Consider the following 16,838-nt stretch of genomic DNA (forward strand, 5'->3'; position numbering starts at 1 on the left):
CTGTTTAAAAGATTATTTGTAATTATATTTTCCTGCTAGTTAATTAAAAGTAATAGAACTTTATTTCGTTTTTGAATATCTGGGCTTGTTATAGGTCTAAATGGTTTAACATGTTAGTTTTGGAGTTGCTACATTTACTGGGACATAAATTTTAAGACTGTTTAAATAAAAATAAATATCTTAGAATTATGAAAAACGAGTTTACAGTGCTGAGTTTAAATCATCAGCAGTACTATTAAGTTACGAGCGAGAAAACATCAAAGAATTAGCAGATGAACTAGGTGTCAAGGTAGAGCGTATTTATAAATTGAGGTCTTCTCAAAAAAAACATTCACTAATCCCTTACGGAAGTCCCAGAATAGAGGAAGAGCTAAAAAGGAAAGGATATAAAATATCCAAAAGGAAAGTTGCTAAATTGATGCTTCTTAATGACTGGAGAAGTAAACTTAAAAGACGCTTTAAAGTGACCACAGATTCTAATTATCGATATCCAGTGTGCAGTAATCATCTCAATAGAAATTTTACACCAAAATCACTTAATGAGGTCTGGGTATCTGATATAACCTATATAAGGACAGCTGCCGGCTGGTTATATCTTACCACTATTATTGATTTATATGACAGGCAGGTTTTAGGATGGTCATTAAGCACACGAATGTATACCGATCAAACGATTATTCCAGCTTGGAAAATGGCAGTATCAAAAAGAGAAATAAAAGAATCTTTACTTTTTTATTCAGATAGAGGAATACAATATGCTTCGATAGAATTCAGAAAATTGATTAATAAAAATACTTTAATCACCCAAAGTATGAGAAGATAAGCTAATTGTTGGTATAATGCTGTAGCTGAAAGTTTTTTCAAGACCCTTAAAGCAGAACTTATTTATCAGCATAAATTCACAACTATTGAAGACGCTAAATTAGCAGTCTTTAAATATATAGAAGTATGGTATAATAGAAAACGTCTGCATTCTTCTTTGGGGTACAAAACACCTAAAGATATGGAACTAAAATTTTATAAAATTGAAAGTGTAGCATAGGTTTTAGAAAATTTGTCTGACTCTTTGTTGTAAGTCCAAAGAATTCTGGAATCAAAAAAATGACATAAAAAATGAAGCTTAACTTTTAATGCAGTTTTAGTTTGCGTATCCATACAGTTTAATTTATACTTTTTGATGGTATTGTATAATCTTACCAGCAAGTTTTAGAAAAGTAGTGTATTCTTCCTTGATGTTGTTTTTGTTTAAGTTTATTTTTGGATTATTTGATTTGTAGTTTGAATACATATGATGTATCTATGTTTTTTTTTTTTTTTTTTTTTTTTTTTTTTTTTTTTTTTAATTGTTTCTTTTTTTTGTGACTCTTATTAATTTGTTTGTTTTTTTAGACTTGGCAGAGATTAATTTTGATTTAACTATGTTTTTAAAACTAATAATTTAATTAATGAAGTCTATAATGCTATATTTTCACTTATGTTTTTTTGTTTGTGCATTAACTTCGGCACAGACCCATTACTCAATTACTGGACATTTTCCTCAAAGTGTTGGTAAAGATGTTTTTGTTAAAGGCTATGATTTGGATGGACTTAAAATACTTTCTAAATCTAATATTGGTTCCGATGGTATGGTTAAAATAGTTTATCCATCAAGTTATTCCGGTGCTGCTATTTTAGAGGTAGTGGATGGGAGTAGTGTTATTATTATGTTGAATAAGGAAAATTTTGAAATTCAATGGGATAGATATGAAGATTTTTCCAGATTAAAGTTTTTAAATTCACCTGAGAATGATTTTCTGTCTAAAGGTCTTGATTTGTATAGCTCTGTGGAGAGTAAAAAATCAGGTCTAAATTATTTGATGACCTTGTATTCTTCTGGATCTTCAGTTGATCTTTTTTTGAAGGAGGAGTTTAAGAGTCAAGAAAAGTTGCTTGATGTTTTTTTTGAAACTTTACCTTCGAATTTGTATGTTTCGTATTATTTGAAATTAAGGAAACTTATTTCTGATATGCCCTTAGCTGCTACTAGGTATACTAATAGGATTGTTAAGAATCAATTAGAATTTAATAGTCTAGATTTTGGTGATCTGAGGTTAGTTAGTTCGGGATTAAGCAGGGATCTTTTCGAGGGTTATGCTGTGTTTATGGAAAGTTATGCTGGTGCCGATATGGATAAATTGAAGGTAAATTTAAATTTATGTATTGATTCGGTGTTAAAAACTTTAAAAGATAAACCTGAGATTGCTCAAGTCATGTGTCAGCAGTTTTTTAATATATTAGAAAAGAGGAGTTTGTTTTTTTCTGCGGAATATCTTGCTCTTTCAGTTCTCGATAATCAGAGCTGTATGTTGGATGTAAAACATCAGTCTTTATTTGAACAATATCGTAAGATGGCAATAGGGAGAATTGCTTCGGATATTGTTTTTTCTGAACCTGTAAATGGGTACTATAAACTTTCAGATTTAAAATCTAGATATAAGCTTGTAGTCTTTGGAGCGAGTTGGTGTGATAAATGTAAGTTAGAAGTACCTAAGCTACAGCCTTTTTATGAGAAATGGAAAAGAGATGATGATCTTGAAATTGTTTTCGTGTCTTTAGATACTGATAAGGATTCTTTTCATTTGTTTTCTAAAGATTTTTTATGGATTTCTACCTGTGATTATAAATCGTGGGAAGGAGAATCTGTTTTGGATTATTGCGTTTTTGCAACTCCTACAATGTATCTTCTTGATCGAAATCAAAATATTATTGCGAAGCCAGTTTCAGCTGAGCACGCAGAAGCGGTAATCTCTTCTCTAAGGGGGAGTAAGTAGGTGTACAATTGTTCGCTATAATGCCTCACTTGTAACTTTCTAAATGGTATAGTCGGCGGGGAGGGTTAATTTTACTGTATTGTTAATTTGAACTGGGTTTAAGGTCTTCTAAATTTAGTTTTGAATAAAAAAAATTATGGTAAAAAAGAAAAAAAGTAGTTTTAGGCTTTTGTTTTTAATTGCGTCTGCTCCTTGTTTGTGTTTTTCTCAATTAAGTAATCATGGGCTTCTAAGTGTTAGTTCTGGAACTTCCTTAAGTTTGGTTTCCTTGTTGGAGAATAATAAAGGTGCTATGTTGGTAAACGATGGTGATTTTTCGTTGTATGATGATTTTAAGAATGAAGGAACGCTTGGTTTTACTTCTGGCGTTTCTTCTGGGATTGTTCGATTTGAAGGAATTAAGCCTGGTAGTCAGTTGATATCAGGTAATGGTGTTTCGGACTTTTATAATCTTGTGTTTAATACTGAGAAGTCGGGTTTTGAGTTGTCTTCTAATCTTAAGATTTATGGTAAAGCTTATTTTCAAAAAGGCATTGTTGATGCTAAAGGAGGTGTGTTGTATTTTGAGGATAATGCTGTTGCCGAGAATGTTGATGATATTAGTTATGTTAATGGACCGGTTGTAAAAAGAGGAAGTAGTGCTTTTACTTTTCCGATTGGTGATGGAGGTAAGTTTAGGCCGGTGTCAATTACTGCTCCAAGCAGTTTGGATGCTTCTTTGTCAGGTAGGTATTTTTTAAGTACGCCAGATATTAATTATCCAGTAGCTAATATGGAAACGTCTTTAAATTTGATTGATAATGTTGAGTATTGGGTAGTTCAAAAGGAGAATGCATTGTCTGGGAATTTTTTTGTTAGTCTGACTTGGGATGAGTCGATAACGCCTTCATTGTTATTGTCCGATTTTGAGAATCTTCATGTTGCTGGGTGGGATGAAGAAAAAAAGTTGTGGGTTGATTTAGGAGGAGTTGTAGATTTTTCAAAGAAGGAAGTTACTGCAGTTTCAAATTTTAAGTCTGACTATGGAGTATTTACTCTTGCAAGATCAGTGAGTTCATCACAACAGATTATTGCTTTGCATCCTGGAATTTCGCCTAATGGTGATGGTTTAAATGATGAGTTAATGATAGAAGGTTTGTCTTCTTATCCTGATAATAAGGTTACAGTATTTGATCGTTTTGGTAAGATTGTTTTTGAAACAAAATCTTATAATAGCAAAGGTAATGTTTTTAAAGGATTTACGGATCAAGACAGTTCTAAATTACTTCCTCTTGGGACTTATTTTTATACGGTTGACTATCTTGATACGTTAACTGGGCGCAGAGTTAAGAAATCTAATTATTTATATATAAATTTGAGATAATGACTAATTATACTTTTACAAAGAATATTTTTCTTTCTTTTTTCTTTTTGATGATTTTTTTTTCTGCAAATGCTCAAGAGAATGAGCGTTATACGCAATATTTTTATAACCTTACATCTATAAATCCTGCTTTTGCTGGAACAAATGGAATTACTACTTTTCTGGGGGCATATAGAGCTCAATGGGTTGGAGTTCCTGGTGCTCCAAAAACGTCTTCGTTGTCGATTAATAGTTCCTTAAAGGATAAAAGATTAGGTTTTGGTATGTCGATCATTTCAGATCAGATAGGACCTTCCGACCAAGTCGCTGTATCTGCTGATTTTTCTTACAATATAGAATTAAGTACTCAAAGTCGGTTATCTTTTGGAATAAAAGCATCAGCAAATCTCTTAAATGTTGATTTTACTAAATTGTATTTAAAAGATGGAGCAGATCCTGTTTTTGAGGATAACATAAGAAATAAATTTTCACCAAATATAGGGGCAGGTCTTTATTTTTATAATAAAAACACTTCTATAGGGATTTCTGTTCCTAATTTATTAGCAACAAAGTTTTATGATAAATATTCAAGTAGTGCTTCTGTCAGTAGTATTGCAAAAGAAAAAATGAATTTATTTTTTACAGCTGATCGTATATTTGAGTTGGATTATTATTTAAAATTTAAACCTGGCTTATTAGTGAAAATTGGAGAAAATAGTGTACAAACATATACGTCAGCTACTTTCATGGTAAATGATGTGTTTACAATTGGAATGTCTTATCGTTTTGGTGGTACAATTTGTAATTTAGCAGGTTTTCAAATAAATGATAAAATGTTTATTGGTTATAGTTATGATTTGGAAACAAAAAGTATGAGAAATTATAATACAGGTTCGCATGAGATCTTTTTAAGATTTGATTTTTTATCTAAAACTCAAAAAAGATCATCATTAGGGGGGTATTTCTAAGTGTCTTTATTTTGTTTTTAATGAAGTCAATTCGACGTTTAGGTGTTTTTTAGATTATTGATTTTTTAGAATTACATTTGTTATTAGTAATTTGAGTCTGTTTTTATATTAAAGTAAGATAAGTCTTCTTTTAGTTTAAAATCAGGCTCTCTTTTTGTTTGAATATATTCTATATAACGTGAGAAATTAGAAAAGCATCTTGAATGTTATGTTTTTTTTTGTTATTTCGCTGGAAGTTTTTTATTAATAGCGAGACATTTTTTATTTAAGATTATTTTGGATTTATATATATTTTTTTTTTTTATTGCAATCTCTTTCTCAGGAACTTTGTGCGCAATAGTTCTTATGTTCATAAATAAGTCAGAAAGATTTGCTAATCGTCTTCTTGGGTTCGGACTCTTTAATATATCTCTAGTTCTTCTTTTAAATGGTCTTACTTATGTTGATGGTTTTTATTTGAAATTTCCTCACGCATATAGGTTAGGGATCTTCACTCAATATCTTCTTGCACCTTTTTTTTATTTGTATGTTAGAGCTACTATTAGACAAGAATCTTTTTTTTTGAAATGGGATTGGTTGCATTTTGTTCCTGCGTTGCTCCATTTTATTGAATTTATTCCTTTTTACTTGATGCCGACTCAAGAAAAAATAGAATATTTAAGGTATGCGTTTTCTCATGTGGAGATACTTTCTAAGCAGCAAGAAGGATTCTTGCCAGCTAATTTTCATCCTTTTCTTAAAACATTTACTGGTATTGTTTACGAATTTTTTCAATCTCTTATTTTATTTTCTGTTTATAAGAAGGAACGTATTTGGGTGAGAAAAAATAAAGTTGTTTGGAATTGGCTTGTTCGTTTGACTTTCTTCCACAGCTTAACTTATTTATTTGTTTTTGCTTCATATGTTCTTTTCTTTAGCAAGGTTGATATGCGAGTGTATTCAGTTTTACCTTTAGGATTTACTCAGTTTTTTTGCACTATAAATCTAATTTTTAACCCAAGAATACTTTATGGTATGAAAGAAATTAAAGATGAGGTATTGGTTTCTGAATCTACTGAATTGCCGATAATGATTAATCGAAAAGTTTTATCTTTTGTAAAGACTCAGAATTATAAGAAAACACTTGATAGGTACTTAGAGCATGAAAAACCATATCTACAAAAAAAATACAGTATTAGAGATTTGTCAGCAGACTGTAATATTCCAGTCCATTATCTTTCTATAGTAATTAACGATCAATATGGTTGCAATTATAGCGATTTTATTAACAGATACAGAATACAGTTTATTATAGAAAACAGATATAGTGAATTTGGAAGATCTTTATCACTTGAGGGGCTTGCTTCTGAAGCTGGATTCAATTCTAAAAATTCATTTTATACAGCCTTTAAAAAAAATGTAGGTTGTACTCCTTCTGAATATTTCGCAAGACAGATCGAGTAAACGTGACACTGGTGAATATGTATTCACACTTTCTTTCTTTCTTTCTTTCTTTCTTTCTTTCTTTCTTTCTTTCTTTCTTTCTTTCTTTCTAAAATTAATTTTGCTGTGATTTAGTTTTTTTTGTTTGTAGGTGTATGTTTTAGAGATTACTTTATGTTTAAATCTTTTTTTGGAAGATACTTAAATTGATTGAAATGAGCTTATAGGAATTATGGTGGCTTTTTTCTCGTTTAGAAGGCTTTAGGTCTTTTAAAGTAGTCCTATTTTGCAGATTAGGACTATAAAACAACTTGTTTTTTGTTTAATTTAAAGCTTTCTACATAATTTTGAATTCGGATTTTGTTCTTAAATTTTTATTAGATTAATAATGTTTTATGACATTTATTGTTTTAAAAGGCACATTTGCGATTTAAAAGTTACGTTTGTTTATCTTCCGTCTTACTTGCAGAGAGCTGTCCTTACCTTTAGTTGAAGAATAAATTTATTTGTAATAATGCCTTAATTTAAATATATTGAATATATGAATACTTATAATGTTGCAATAATAGATGATGTACTTACTGATGTTTTAATTCTAGAAAAGATAATTTCAAATTTTTGTATTAATATTAATTCAGTTGTCCATTTGTTGTCTATTGATGATGGAATTAGAGAAATTAACTGCAATAGGCCAGATATTATTTTTTTAGATGTTATGTTTAATGATACTATTATTTTTGATTATTTAGATAAGTTTTCATTGGGGGATATCCCTGTTGTTTTTCTTTCATCAGACAAAGATTTTGCATTAAATGCTTTTAAAAATAATGCTGTTGATTTTATATTAAAACCTTTGAATGTTGAGAGCGTTATTCTTGCAATGAATAAAGCTATTAAGGCTATAAAACAAAGCGCCATCAATGATACTAATGATTATTCGATAAAAAAAAGATATGAGGCTTTCGAATACTTGGCAATATCATCACTTGATAAAATTGATTTTATTAAAAGAGATGATGTTATGTTTTGTATGGCGGATGGTAAGTATACAACTTTCTTTCTATTTGGTGGTAAAAAAATTGTTTCTAGTAAGAATCTTGGTGAATATGAGAAAATTTTAGACAATTCTTTTTTTTATAGGGTACACCATGGTTATATAATTAATATTAAGTATTTGATAAGTATTGTTAAGAAAGACGGGGTTTATTGTGAACTTGCCAATAGAATGACTATCCCTGTTTCTAAAAGAAAGCAGGAAAGTTTTAACCGATTTATTAAATTAAGAAATTAATTATAAGTTTTCTTAAGTCTGATGATTTATTTAGTAGAAAAAAATATAAAGTAGTTTCGATTGTCGTAAAGGTGTAGTTTGTTTATTTCTAGATGTATAAAGTATTTTAGTGCACTTTGTTTTTTTATGAGATTATTTTATAACGAAATTTGGTTGCTTTCTTATATATATAATCAGTTAAAAATAGTGATAATTAAAGTTTATAAGTTTTATTTAATAATTTTTGTGTTATGGATTCTAATAAAGTTCTTGTTTTTGATAATTATCATTTTTTTTCTAGATTTTTAAAATATGAGTTTAAAGATATTAAATTTATAAATGGAGAAAAGGAGTCTATCTTGTATGGAAGTGAAATTAATAATGGATTTTCTTTAATTGTTTTTGTTTTTTATTCTGAAGATGATATGATCGATCTTTTAAGGCTTTATGCATATGGGGTTAAACTTCTTGTTTGTAATCATAGCCCTAGGTTTGTGAATAAGTTTAGGAATATAAAAAACATGGGTGCTCTTGATTGTTTTGAGACGAAAAATGTATTTAGAAATGATTTGCGTATTTATTTTAATGAGGTGTTTCAGATTGCATATACTTTATAGAAACGTGATCGATGGCAGATTGTTTTTATATGATTTTGGTGAATTATTTTTTATTTATATGTTGAATGGCCTTAGTGCTGTTTTGAACTACTTCGTTTATGTTGGAGTTTTTGAATGTTGTCTAGTTGAGTTGTAAATTTAGTTTTTTTGTTAAAAATAAATTTTTAAATTAAATATATTAGTCGCAATTAAACCCATGGGATCTTTAATTACTAGTCAAGTTATCTTCAATGCTTCCGCAAGTGATTTATGTTAATATAGGTATTCACATGTCTTCCATTTTTGATTTTATCAAGAAATATGGTACTTTGTATTATATCTTGAAAAATACATGTCGCATTTTACTGTATGGAGTTGCTAACTTAGCCTGCATTGAAAGTTAAGAATAAAACTTAACTTTATCAGTTATGAAATAAATGCGTAAGATTTACGACCGTGCTTTTAAAGAGAAAGTAGTAGAATTAATCTTTCAACGAACTAATATATCAGAGTTAGCTCGGTAACTTCGTATAACTGCTCCACAGCTTTACAAATGGAAAAAGGAACACCTTGAGTTTTGTCTTGATATTTTTCCAGGCAATGGAAATGTAAAGCAGATTCGTGAACAAGAACAGATTGCTCTTTTGGAAAAGAAACTTAAAGATGCAGAGATGGAACGAGACATATTAAAAAAAGCAATTGGCATCTTTTCCAGAACGGTCACTGATATATGATTTCATTTTGACTAATTAAAATCTATTTCCGATTGAGAAGATGTGTAAGGTCCTTGAGATTGGAATTCCTACAATGGTAGTTACAACACCTGCTGGCGTTATTTTACGTATTTTATGATTACTTTGATCTGCAACATATACATTACTAATGCATCTACAGCAACGCCTATAGGACCATTAAATTGTGCTAATGTACCAGTACCGTCTTTATAACCAATTGTACTTCCTGCTATAGTAGTTACCACACCCGCTGGAGTTATTTTGCGTATTTTATGATTACCTGTATCCGCAACATATACATTACCTGTAGCATCTACAGCCAGACTCGTAGGAGTTTTAAATTGTGCTGTAGCACCTGGACCATCTGCAAAACCTTCTGTACTTCCCGCAAGGGTAGTTACAACACCTGCTGGCGTTATTTTTCGTATTTTTTGATTTTGTTTATCAGTAATAGACTTCATAGGAAGATTAAAAATAAATAAGTGGCAGTAAAAAATAAATAATCGGCAATAAAAACTAAACAATCAGACTATGCTTTTTACAACAAGTGTCTTGTTCTAGTATTTAAATTAGTAAGCGAATTTCGTTCTTCGATTCCTATGCTTGGGACAAGAAAGCTGTTGTATTTACTCATCCCTGAAATGGAAAAGCATGAGATAAAGATGGGTAGAGATCAACTTTTCAACTTACAGAGTTAGTGAGACACTACCGAAAAACCAAAGAACCAAATCTTACAAGTGTATTTAGCAGTTATGCCTTATACATGTCAACTATATACTTAAACGACCACATATTACATTGCTAATGTATTTCTTCTCACCTTACATGATCTTTACATTCAGTTTAATTTAAATAGATAAAAAAACGCCTGATGGATCATTTGGTTATAGTATGATTAGATTTTTATTTTATTCATTGGTAGTAGGTTCATTTTTATCTTCCTTTAGAGCCGTCTCACAGGTTGGTATAGGAACTATTATGCCTGACAAATCAACAATTTTAGAAATTGTTTCTACTAACAAAGGTATTTTAATACCTAGAGTTAGTCTCACTGGAGTGATGGACGAAACAACAATTATTAATGGTAACAAGGAGAGCTTATTAGTATATAATATAACTAAGGTAGCCGATGTTATTCCAGGCTACTACTACTGGGCTACTGGAAAATGGAACAAAATTGCAACTACAAATGAAAATATACAAGTTAATGCTGACAATGGATTAATGTTGAATAATAATAGTATCATACTAGGAGGAGATTTAAAAGTGCCTACTTCAATATCTGCATCATCTAATAATACACTAGCCATAAAAGGTTTAGAAAATGGAGATACTATCTCAGATGATGTTGTTGTAGTTGATAAAATCACAGGTATCTTAAAGAAAGTAAATATGACTCCATTTTTAAAAGAAAAACAGGCTATTGTAATTGCTGTTGATAATCAAACAGAATTTACTCCACCATTACCCATTTTTGATATTGAAAAAATTAATGTTTATCGAAATGGAATAAGAGTAAATTTTACTTTGGTAAATAGCTCTACGATAAAACTGGAAGCTGATGCAACTTGCTTCCAAAATGATGAAATACGGATTATACAATTTTATTAAATAAATACTTTAACACTTGAAAGAAAAATTATGAAAACACATGTACACTTACTAAGAATTGCTTTAATTATATTCGGTTTTAGTACCGCAAATGCCCAATCAACAAGCGATGTAGCCAAAGCAGCAACAGCCATTAAAGTTGTCGACAATAAAGGGACGATCAAGTATTTTCAATCGAACAATGGTATTACGCAAATAGTAAACACTACGGCTAATCAGACAACAACTACTTGGCAATTAGGAGGCACATTAACGGATAACACGTATATTGATGTTAGCGGTAAAACATTTGCTCTTGATGGCATTGATTTAGCTTCATCAACTGATGCTTCAACTGATGCTACCACAGGAAGCAGTCATGGTACAGGAACAGGATGGACACTTTTAGTTAGAGATGAAGCCACAGGAAAGACTAAAAAACTATTGCCATCTGATTTAATTAGTGGAATTAGAGTAGAGCATACACAATCCGTCGATGCAGCAGCTAATGTTCCTATTACTGTAACAGGGTTACCAGTTTTAATGGCTGGTACTACCGAGGCTAAATTATTTGTATTTAGAAACGGCGCTAAACTAAGAACAGGTACAGACTTTTCGACTGCTGCTAACACAGTTACAATCACTTATAGTGCTTCAGATTTACCTATGTATTCGGGAGATGTGATTGAAATTCAATATATAAAATAATTTAACCACATTTTGAATTTATTGAGATTAATGCTATTCTTATCAATAAACTTGACGGTTTGTGCTTCTAATTATGCGCAAACCGTCAAGTTTATTGACAATAAGGGCACACTAAGAAATCTAGAATTAGGAATTGGAAGTATTGCAGAATTATATGATGCAACCGGTGGACAAACCATTAATGAAGTTACATTTTCGGATATCAATTTTAATTCTCCTGGTATAGTAGATTCAGAAGATTTTTCCACAAATATAAATGCTATTACAGTTTTAACTCCAGGGCGTTATGAAGTTATTTATAGAGTAACTACAGAAACCACCAATAATGAAAGAAATGGAGGTGAATTTTATTTGCAAGTAGCTGGGACAGAATCTCCAGGAACTAGGGCTTATACCTACAGCAGAAATAATTTGAATAATAAAAACACAATTAGTGTTATTAAAATCATTAAAGTTTTAATTAATACTACAATTAAAGTAAGAGGAAGAGTTTATGCTTCAAGCAAAAATGGAGCGAACTCGACATTAAATATGGCCATAAACGGCTCTTCTTTAATAGTAAAAAGAATCAAATAGCTTTAAAACAATATGAAAGTAGTATTTTTTTACATTACAATGTTGTTTTTCAGTAACAATGTTATATCGCAAATTCAAGTTTTGTCAACTGACATTAATTCCATTACGAAAGCAGGACAAGGAGATTTGTACAAAACTACAGACACTAATCAATTATATATTGGTCTAAGTGATGGAACAGTCAGTTTGATAGGCAATGAAGGTGTTGGAGGAGGAAGCAGTGGCACTAGCTGGGGCATAGGAGGAAATTCAGTATCAGAATACTCCTTTCTAGGTACAACTAACAATTCAGATCTATGGTTTAAAGTAAACAATATAGAGTCAGGAAGGATTAGTTTGTATAAAAATTCACTTGCTTTAGGCTATAATTCAACCGCTGCTTATGGATCTACTTTATTAGGCTTTCAGACAGGACCGTCTGACGCTACAGAGGCTGTAGGAATAGGATATAATGCTAAGACAGCATATCGGTCAGTAACGATTGGTTCCGAGGCTAGCGCTTCAAATGTTGAATCCGTCGGAATCGGCTATAATACTCGTACTGCTTATCAATCTACCGCCATTGGTTCTGGAGCTAGTGCTATTGGGAATGGTTCAACGGCGATAGGGTATAATAGTACAGCTCCTCAAGCAAACACAATTATATTGGGAAAGAATCAGAATGTTGGTATTAATAATAATGCACCAAACAATTTTTTAGAGGTTAAGGGAGCAACTGCTTCCTCTACCTCAGGACTTAGATTGACAGGCTTAGGAGTAGTAACACCAATATCAGCGTTAACTAATGTTTTAGCTGTAAACTCAGATGGAGATGTTGTTGTTACTAATAATTCTACTGCTAATACCTGGACACTTACCGGTAATTCTAATGCATCCTCAAATAGTTTTTTAGGAACAACCAATGATGTAAAGCTAAGCTTAAGAACTAATAATGTATCTATATTAGAATTTGGAAAAAGAAGTACATTGGGTTTAGTACAATCTTATACTGATTACACTGATTCTAATCAATATCTTCTAAACATTAAAGGTAATGGTACGTCAGCTTTGCAATTCGAAGCCTCGGGAGCTAATTTTTATAAACCTATGTTTTTCACAACAGCTTCAGGTAATTTTAGGCTAAAAGGAAGTGCTGGCGGAAATGATTTTTTTGAGCTTGGATCCGCAGGCACAAACAATGATGGCTCGCTGGAATTTATTGTTGGAGATGATGGTAATGAACCAATCGTATTTAAAAAATATAATAGCAGCACTGCCACAAATGTTGAGATGATGAGATTACAAGGAACAGGTTTAGATAATAATATCAGGGTTGGTATTAAAACATATGGGGTTGCTGCAAACTCTACTTTACAAGTAAAAGGCTCCTTATCATTGGCAATTAATCGTCTCTCTAGCGGAAATATAACTTTAGATGAAAACCATTATACCGTAATTTTGACATCCGGAAGTTATTCTAATCCCACGATTATATTACCCGCAGCAAATATTTGTACCGGAAGGGTCTATATTATAAAAAATTATTCTGGATCAGTTTGTAATACAAATTTTAATTATGTGAATCGGTCAGGAGTTAATACCACAGCTTTAGCTAATGGGCGAAATTTTATGCTTCAAAGTGACGGCACTGAATGGCAGCTAATAATAGGCAATAATTAAGTTTTTAATTTATAGAAGAGATTATTCTTATTTTTAAAATCATGTTTTTTTTAATTTAACAATTAAAAACTTAGTAAATCTAGAATAAAAATTTTTAGAGGTTTGGATATGCAAACTAAAAGTAGATTAAAAGTTAAGCTACATTTTTCATGTCATTTTTTTGATTCCAAAATTCTTCTATAGTTTTGTATTGAAGAGCAGAATGCCTGCTCTTTCGGTTGTACCAAATTTCGATATATTCGAATAAATCAAGCCTCATTTGTTCTTTGCTCACAAGCTTATTTCCGTAAACCTGTTCTGTTTTGAGTGTTTTAAAGAAACTCTCCGCTACCGATTATCCCAACAATTTCCTTTTCTACTCATGCTCCTCCTTACGATCTTATAAGACTCTATAACATTGCCAAACTTTTTATTGGCGTACTGTATTGCTCTGTCGGAATGAAATATTAATCCTTTTTCAATGCTTCTGGTCTTTACCGCCATCTTCCAAGCCGCTAATACTGTTTTATCTGTACTTATACCGTTACTTAGGATCCAACCTATGATTTTCCTGTCATAGAGATCAATAAATGTTGTTAGATACAAAAAGCCTTCTTTTGTGCTGATACATCTTATATCTGACACCCATACTTTGGAAGGACCTGAGACAGTAAACTCTCTGTTTAGTATGTTAGCCATAGTGTTGTATTTATGCTTAGAGTCAGTGGTGATTTTGAACTTTAGGCTTAATTTGCTAGATAAACCCATCTCTATCATGTATTTAGCTACTGTAATCCTGGATATCTTATTTCCCAAAGAAGTCAGTTCTGCAGCTATTCTCGGACTCCCGTATCGCTGTTTTGAAGAAAAACAGATAATGTTGATCTGTTTTTTGATCGCACTAGTTTTTTGCTTTTTTTAGACAGCAATCGGACTTTCCATGTATAATATCCCCTGAGGACTATCTCAAGGACTTGATACATCTTTTCAATCGTATATGTTTTTTCATTAGTTAAAATGAAAGTATAGATCAGTGACCATTTTTGGAAAAGATGCCTATTGCTTTTTTTAATATATCACGTTCCATATCTGCATCTTTAATTCTTTTTTCCAACAGAGCGATCTGTTCTTGTTCAGGAGTCTGCTTTACGTTTCCAATACCAGGAAAACTTCCAAGACCAAACTCTAAATATTCCTTTTTCCATTTGTAAAGCTGTTGAGCAGTTATACCATGTTCCCGAGCTAATTCTGAAACATTAGTCCGTTGAGGCTTAATTCTAACTGCTTTCTCTTTAAAAGCACGGTCGCAAATCTTACGCATTTGTTTCATAATTGATAAAGTTAAGTTTTATTCTTAACTTCCAATTTCCGCTAAGTTAGCAAGTCCAGACTTCAATTATTCTATCTATACAAACATGCAAATTTAATCTTATAAAGCTACAAATAAAATTATAAGAAAGAGACTGCTTATAGAGTAACCAATTCCTGCTGAAATTCATAAAAAAATTGCATCAGAACTCACCATATCACAGCAACGGTCATTGATTTCATTTCATTATACTGCATTTCAACCACTTATTACTTTTACTTTGAATGTTTTTAAAAAAAAACTAATATTTGCCTATTCAATATTTTATACAAAAAAATTTTAGGTAGATGTTAATTTGGTACATCAGGAAAAAGACACCACATAAAGTGGTGTTTTTTTATGTCGTTATTCTTTATGATAACAATTATAACATTGTTATCATAAATGCGGTAAAAAAATAGTTTTTTTTCTATTTATTAATTAATGCAGATTTTCAGAATCAATTGTATCAATAATAAAAATGAACTTAGAAATATGTCCACATTAATTGAACTATATTATTCTATTCTTATCAAAAATGGATAATAATAGAAATGAACAACAATAGATTAGAAGACTTTAATTCATTAAAAAAGCATCACCGAAGTGATGCTTTTTTTTACAAAAACAGCCGCAAAACTGATTTTTTAATGATATTAAATATATAAAAAATAAAATATCTTCAAATATACTGACCTTTGATCTAACAGCAATAAGAAAAGTAATAACTGCTGGATTTTAGCGACTAATAGATCGCAATTTTTATTCTAAAAATATATGTTATCAAACAAATATCTACTTTGGACTTGAAGGAGTTTCGAGATGGTTTGTGTTTTATATTGGAAAAAAGGATCAATGATAATCTATGGATTATTGTTGGTTTTTAGATTGATCAGGAATAGTTCCGCTAATTATCTCTTTTGTCAAATGTTTGAATATCAGGGATTTTTTTATTTGAAAATTATATTATTTATCTGTAAAAACCAGTGATATTGACCACCTAATTTCAATTTAAAGTGATCACCTATTTTCGGTGCAAAGTGAGTATCTCCATTTATTTCAAAAACTACTTTTTTTCATTTGTTAATTTATATTCAAATATAGATAAATAATTATCCCTTATTTATGCTTTTTTTCTTTATCATGGATTAGCCATGGAGTTCAACTCTATGTGATTGATGTATTAATCTGTCTAAGATTGCGTCTGCTATGGTTTTCTCCCCAATGATATCATACCATCGCTGAACTGGGATTTGCGAAGTTACAATAATAGAACCGTTATTATGCCTGTCTTCAATGATCTCTAGGAGTGTGATTCTGTTGTGATTGTCGAGTTCTTGCAATCCAAAATCATCAAATATTATAATATCCTGCCTTTTGTATTTTAGTAAGTTCTCTTAAGTAAGTGCCGTCTGCTTTTGCCATTTTTAATTTTGCGATCACCTTTGAAGTATTAAAATAACTTACTCTATACCCCTTTATGCAGGCCTGATAACCCAAAGCTGTCCCTAAAAAACTTTTGCCCACACCAGTACTTCCGGTTATTAAGACATTTTCATTCTTTTCAACAAAACTGCACTCTTCAAGACGAAGTATAAGGTTTCTGTCAATATTGCGTGACTGGTCAAAATTAATACTTTTAATATTGGATATGTAGTGGAAGCTTGCATTTGCAATACTTCGTTCAATATGCTTGTTGTGTCTTTCATCCCATTCGTCATCTATATTTATCATTGATGTAAACTAATCGAGCGTATAATGATCAGTTTTTCCACTTTCAATGGCTGTTTTAAATGTGTTATGCATTCCAGGAATATCTAATTTGCTAATTTTTAT

General features: G+C 30.9%; 16 protein-coding genes and 2 pseudogenes. 12 read left to right on the plus strand and 6 right to left on the minus strand.

The features are described 5' to 3' along the window. Positions 1-256: 256 nt before the first annotated feature. From ACHRVZ_RS15620 to ACHRVZ_RS15655, 8 genes and pseudogenes are all read left to right on the plus strand, one after another. Positions 257-823 carry an IS3 family transposase gene (locus tag ACHRVZ_RS15620; protein ID WP_395424147.1) on the plus strand — a complete coding sequence of 189 codons (567 nt, stop codon included), beginning with the start codon at positions 257-259 and terminating at the stop codon, positions 821-823. An 18-nt stretch (positions 824-841) separates the two neighbouring features. Beyond that, positions 842-1,042, plus strand: a pseudogene (locus tag ACHRVZ_RS15625) (IS3 family transposase); the annotation flags it as partial. A gap of 403 nt (positions 1,043-1,445) precedes the next feature. After that, positions 1,446-2,810: a TlpA family protein disulfide reductase gene (locus tag ACHRVZ_RS15630; RefSeq protein WP_395423646.1), complete on the plus strand. Its 1,365-nt coding sequence runs from the start codon at positions 1,446-1,448 to the stop codon at positions 2,808-2,810. 136 nt (positions 2,811-2,946) lie between these two features. Then, on the plus strand, positions 2,947-4,173 hold the full coding sequence (locus ACHRVZ_RS15635) for a gliding motility-associated C-terminal domain-containing protein (protein ID WP_395423647.1): 1,227 nt from the start codon (positions 2,947-2,949) through the stop codon (positions 4,171-4,173). Continuing rightward, positions 4,173-5,120, plus strand: a complete 948-nt coding sequence (locus ACHRVZ_RS15640) for a type IX secretion system membrane protein PorP/SprF (protein WP_395423648.1) — start codon at positions 4,173-4,175, stop codon at positions 5,118-5,120. Before ACHRVZ_RS15635 ends, ACHRVZ_RS15640 begins: the two co-directional genes overlap by 1 nt. A gap of 561 nt (positions 5,121-5,681) precedes the next feature. Further along, positions 5,682-6,563 (plus strand): helix-turn-helix domain-containing protein, encoded by an 882-nt coding sequence (locus ACHRVZ_RS15645; protein ID WP_395423650.1) that lies wholly within the window; start codon positions 5,682-5,684, stop codon positions 6,561-6,563. Between the two features lie 520 nt (positions 6,564-7,083). Beyond that, positions 7,084-7,833, plus strand: a complete 750-nt coding sequence (locus tag ACHRVZ_RS15650) for a LytR/AlgR family response regulator transcription factor (RefSeq protein WP_395423652.1) — start codon at positions 7,084-7,086, stop codon at positions 7,831-7,833. Between the two features lie 230 nt (positions 7,834-8,063). After that, positions 8,064-8,429, plus strand: a complete 366-nt coding sequence (locus tag ACHRVZ_RS15655) for a hypothetical protein (protein ID WP_395423654.1) — start codon at positions 8,064-8,066, stop codon at positions 8,427-8,429. A gap of 811 nt (positions 8,430-9,240) precedes the next feature. Here ACHRVZ_RS15655 and ACHRVZ_RS15660 read toward each other — a convergent pair. Then, positions 9,241-9,603, minus strand: coding sequence for a hypothetical protein (locus ACHRVZ_RS15660; RefSeq protein WP_395423656.1), 363 nt, complete (start codon positions 9,601-9,603; stop codon positions 9,241-9,243). A gap of 430 nt (positions 9,604-10,033) precedes the next feature. Here ACHRVZ_RS15660 and ACHRVZ_RS15665 point away from each other — a divergent pair, with 430 nt between their 5' ends. From ACHRVZ_RS15665 to ACHRVZ_RS15680, 4 genes are read left to right on the plus strand one after another with little or no spacing between them, the layout of a single operon-like run. After that, entirely contained in the window at positions 10,034-10,753 is a 720-nt protein-coding gene (locus ACHRVZ_RS15665) for a hypothetical protein (RefSeq protein ID WP_395423658.1), read from the plus strand. Between the two features lie 30 nt (positions 10,754-10,783). After that, entirely contained in the window at positions 10,784-11,440 is a 657-nt protein-coding gene (locus ACHRVZ_RS15670; protein ID WP_395423659.1) for a hypothetical protein, read from the plus strand. 30 nt (positions 11,441-11,470) lie between these two features. Continuing rightward, positions 11,471-12,016, plus strand: coding sequence for a hypothetical protein (locus tag ACHRVZ_RS15675; protein ID WP_395423661.1), 546 nt, complete (start codon positions 11,471-11,473; stop codon positions 12,014-12,016). Positions 12,017-12,028: 12 nt separating this feature from the next. After that, positions 12,029-13,675 (plus strand): hypothetical protein, encoded by a 1,647-nt coding sequence (locus ACHRVZ_RS15680; RefSeq protein WP_395423663.1) that lies wholly within the window; start codon positions 12,029-12,031, stop codon positions 13,673-13,675. Positions 13,676-13,808: 133 nt separating this feature from the next. On the opposite strand, the pseudogene ACHRVZ_RS15685 reads toward ACHRVZ_RS15680, so the two are convergent. The 5 genes and pseudogenes from ACHRVZ_RS15685 to ACHRVZ_RS15705 all read right to left on the minus strand — a co-directional run. Beyond that, positions 13,809-13,988, minus strand: a pseudogene (locus ACHRVZ_RS15685) (IS3 family transposase); the annotation flags it as partial. Positions 13,989-14,002: 14 nt separating this feature from the next. Beyond that, positions 14,003-14,551, minus strand: coding sequence for an IS3 family transposase (locus ACHRVZ_RS15690; RefSeq protein WP_395424148.1), 549 nt, complete (start codon positions 14,549-14,551; stop codon positions 14,003-14,005). 133 nt (positions 14,552-14,684) lie between these two features. After that, on the minus strand, positions 14,685-14,984 hold the full coding sequence (locus tag ACHRVZ_RS15695; protein ID WP_395423665.1) for a transposase: 300 nt from the start codon (positions 14,982-14,984) through the stop codon (positions 14,685-14,687). A 1,166-nt stretch (positions 14,985-16,150) separates the two neighbouring features. Further along, positions 16,151-16,345, minus strand: coding sequence for an ATP-binding protein (locus tag ACHRVZ_RS15700; RefSeq protein WP_395423667.1), 195 nt, complete (start codon positions 16,343-16,345; stop codon positions 16,151-16,153). 10 nt (positions 16,346-16,355) lie between these two features. Beyond that, positions 16,356-16,736: an ATP-binding protein gene (locus ACHRVZ_RS15705; protein ID WP_395423669.1), complete on the minus strand. Its 381-nt coding sequence runs from the start codon at positions 16,734-16,736 to the stop codon at positions 16,356-16,358. Positions 16,737-16,838: the final 102 nt, after the last annotated feature.

This window comes from Flavobacterium sp. FlaQc-57, from assembly GCF_044007395.1.
In the GTDB taxonomy this organism is placed as follows: Bacteria; Bacteroidota; Bacteroidia; order Flavobacteriales; family Flavobacteriaceae; genus Flavobacterium.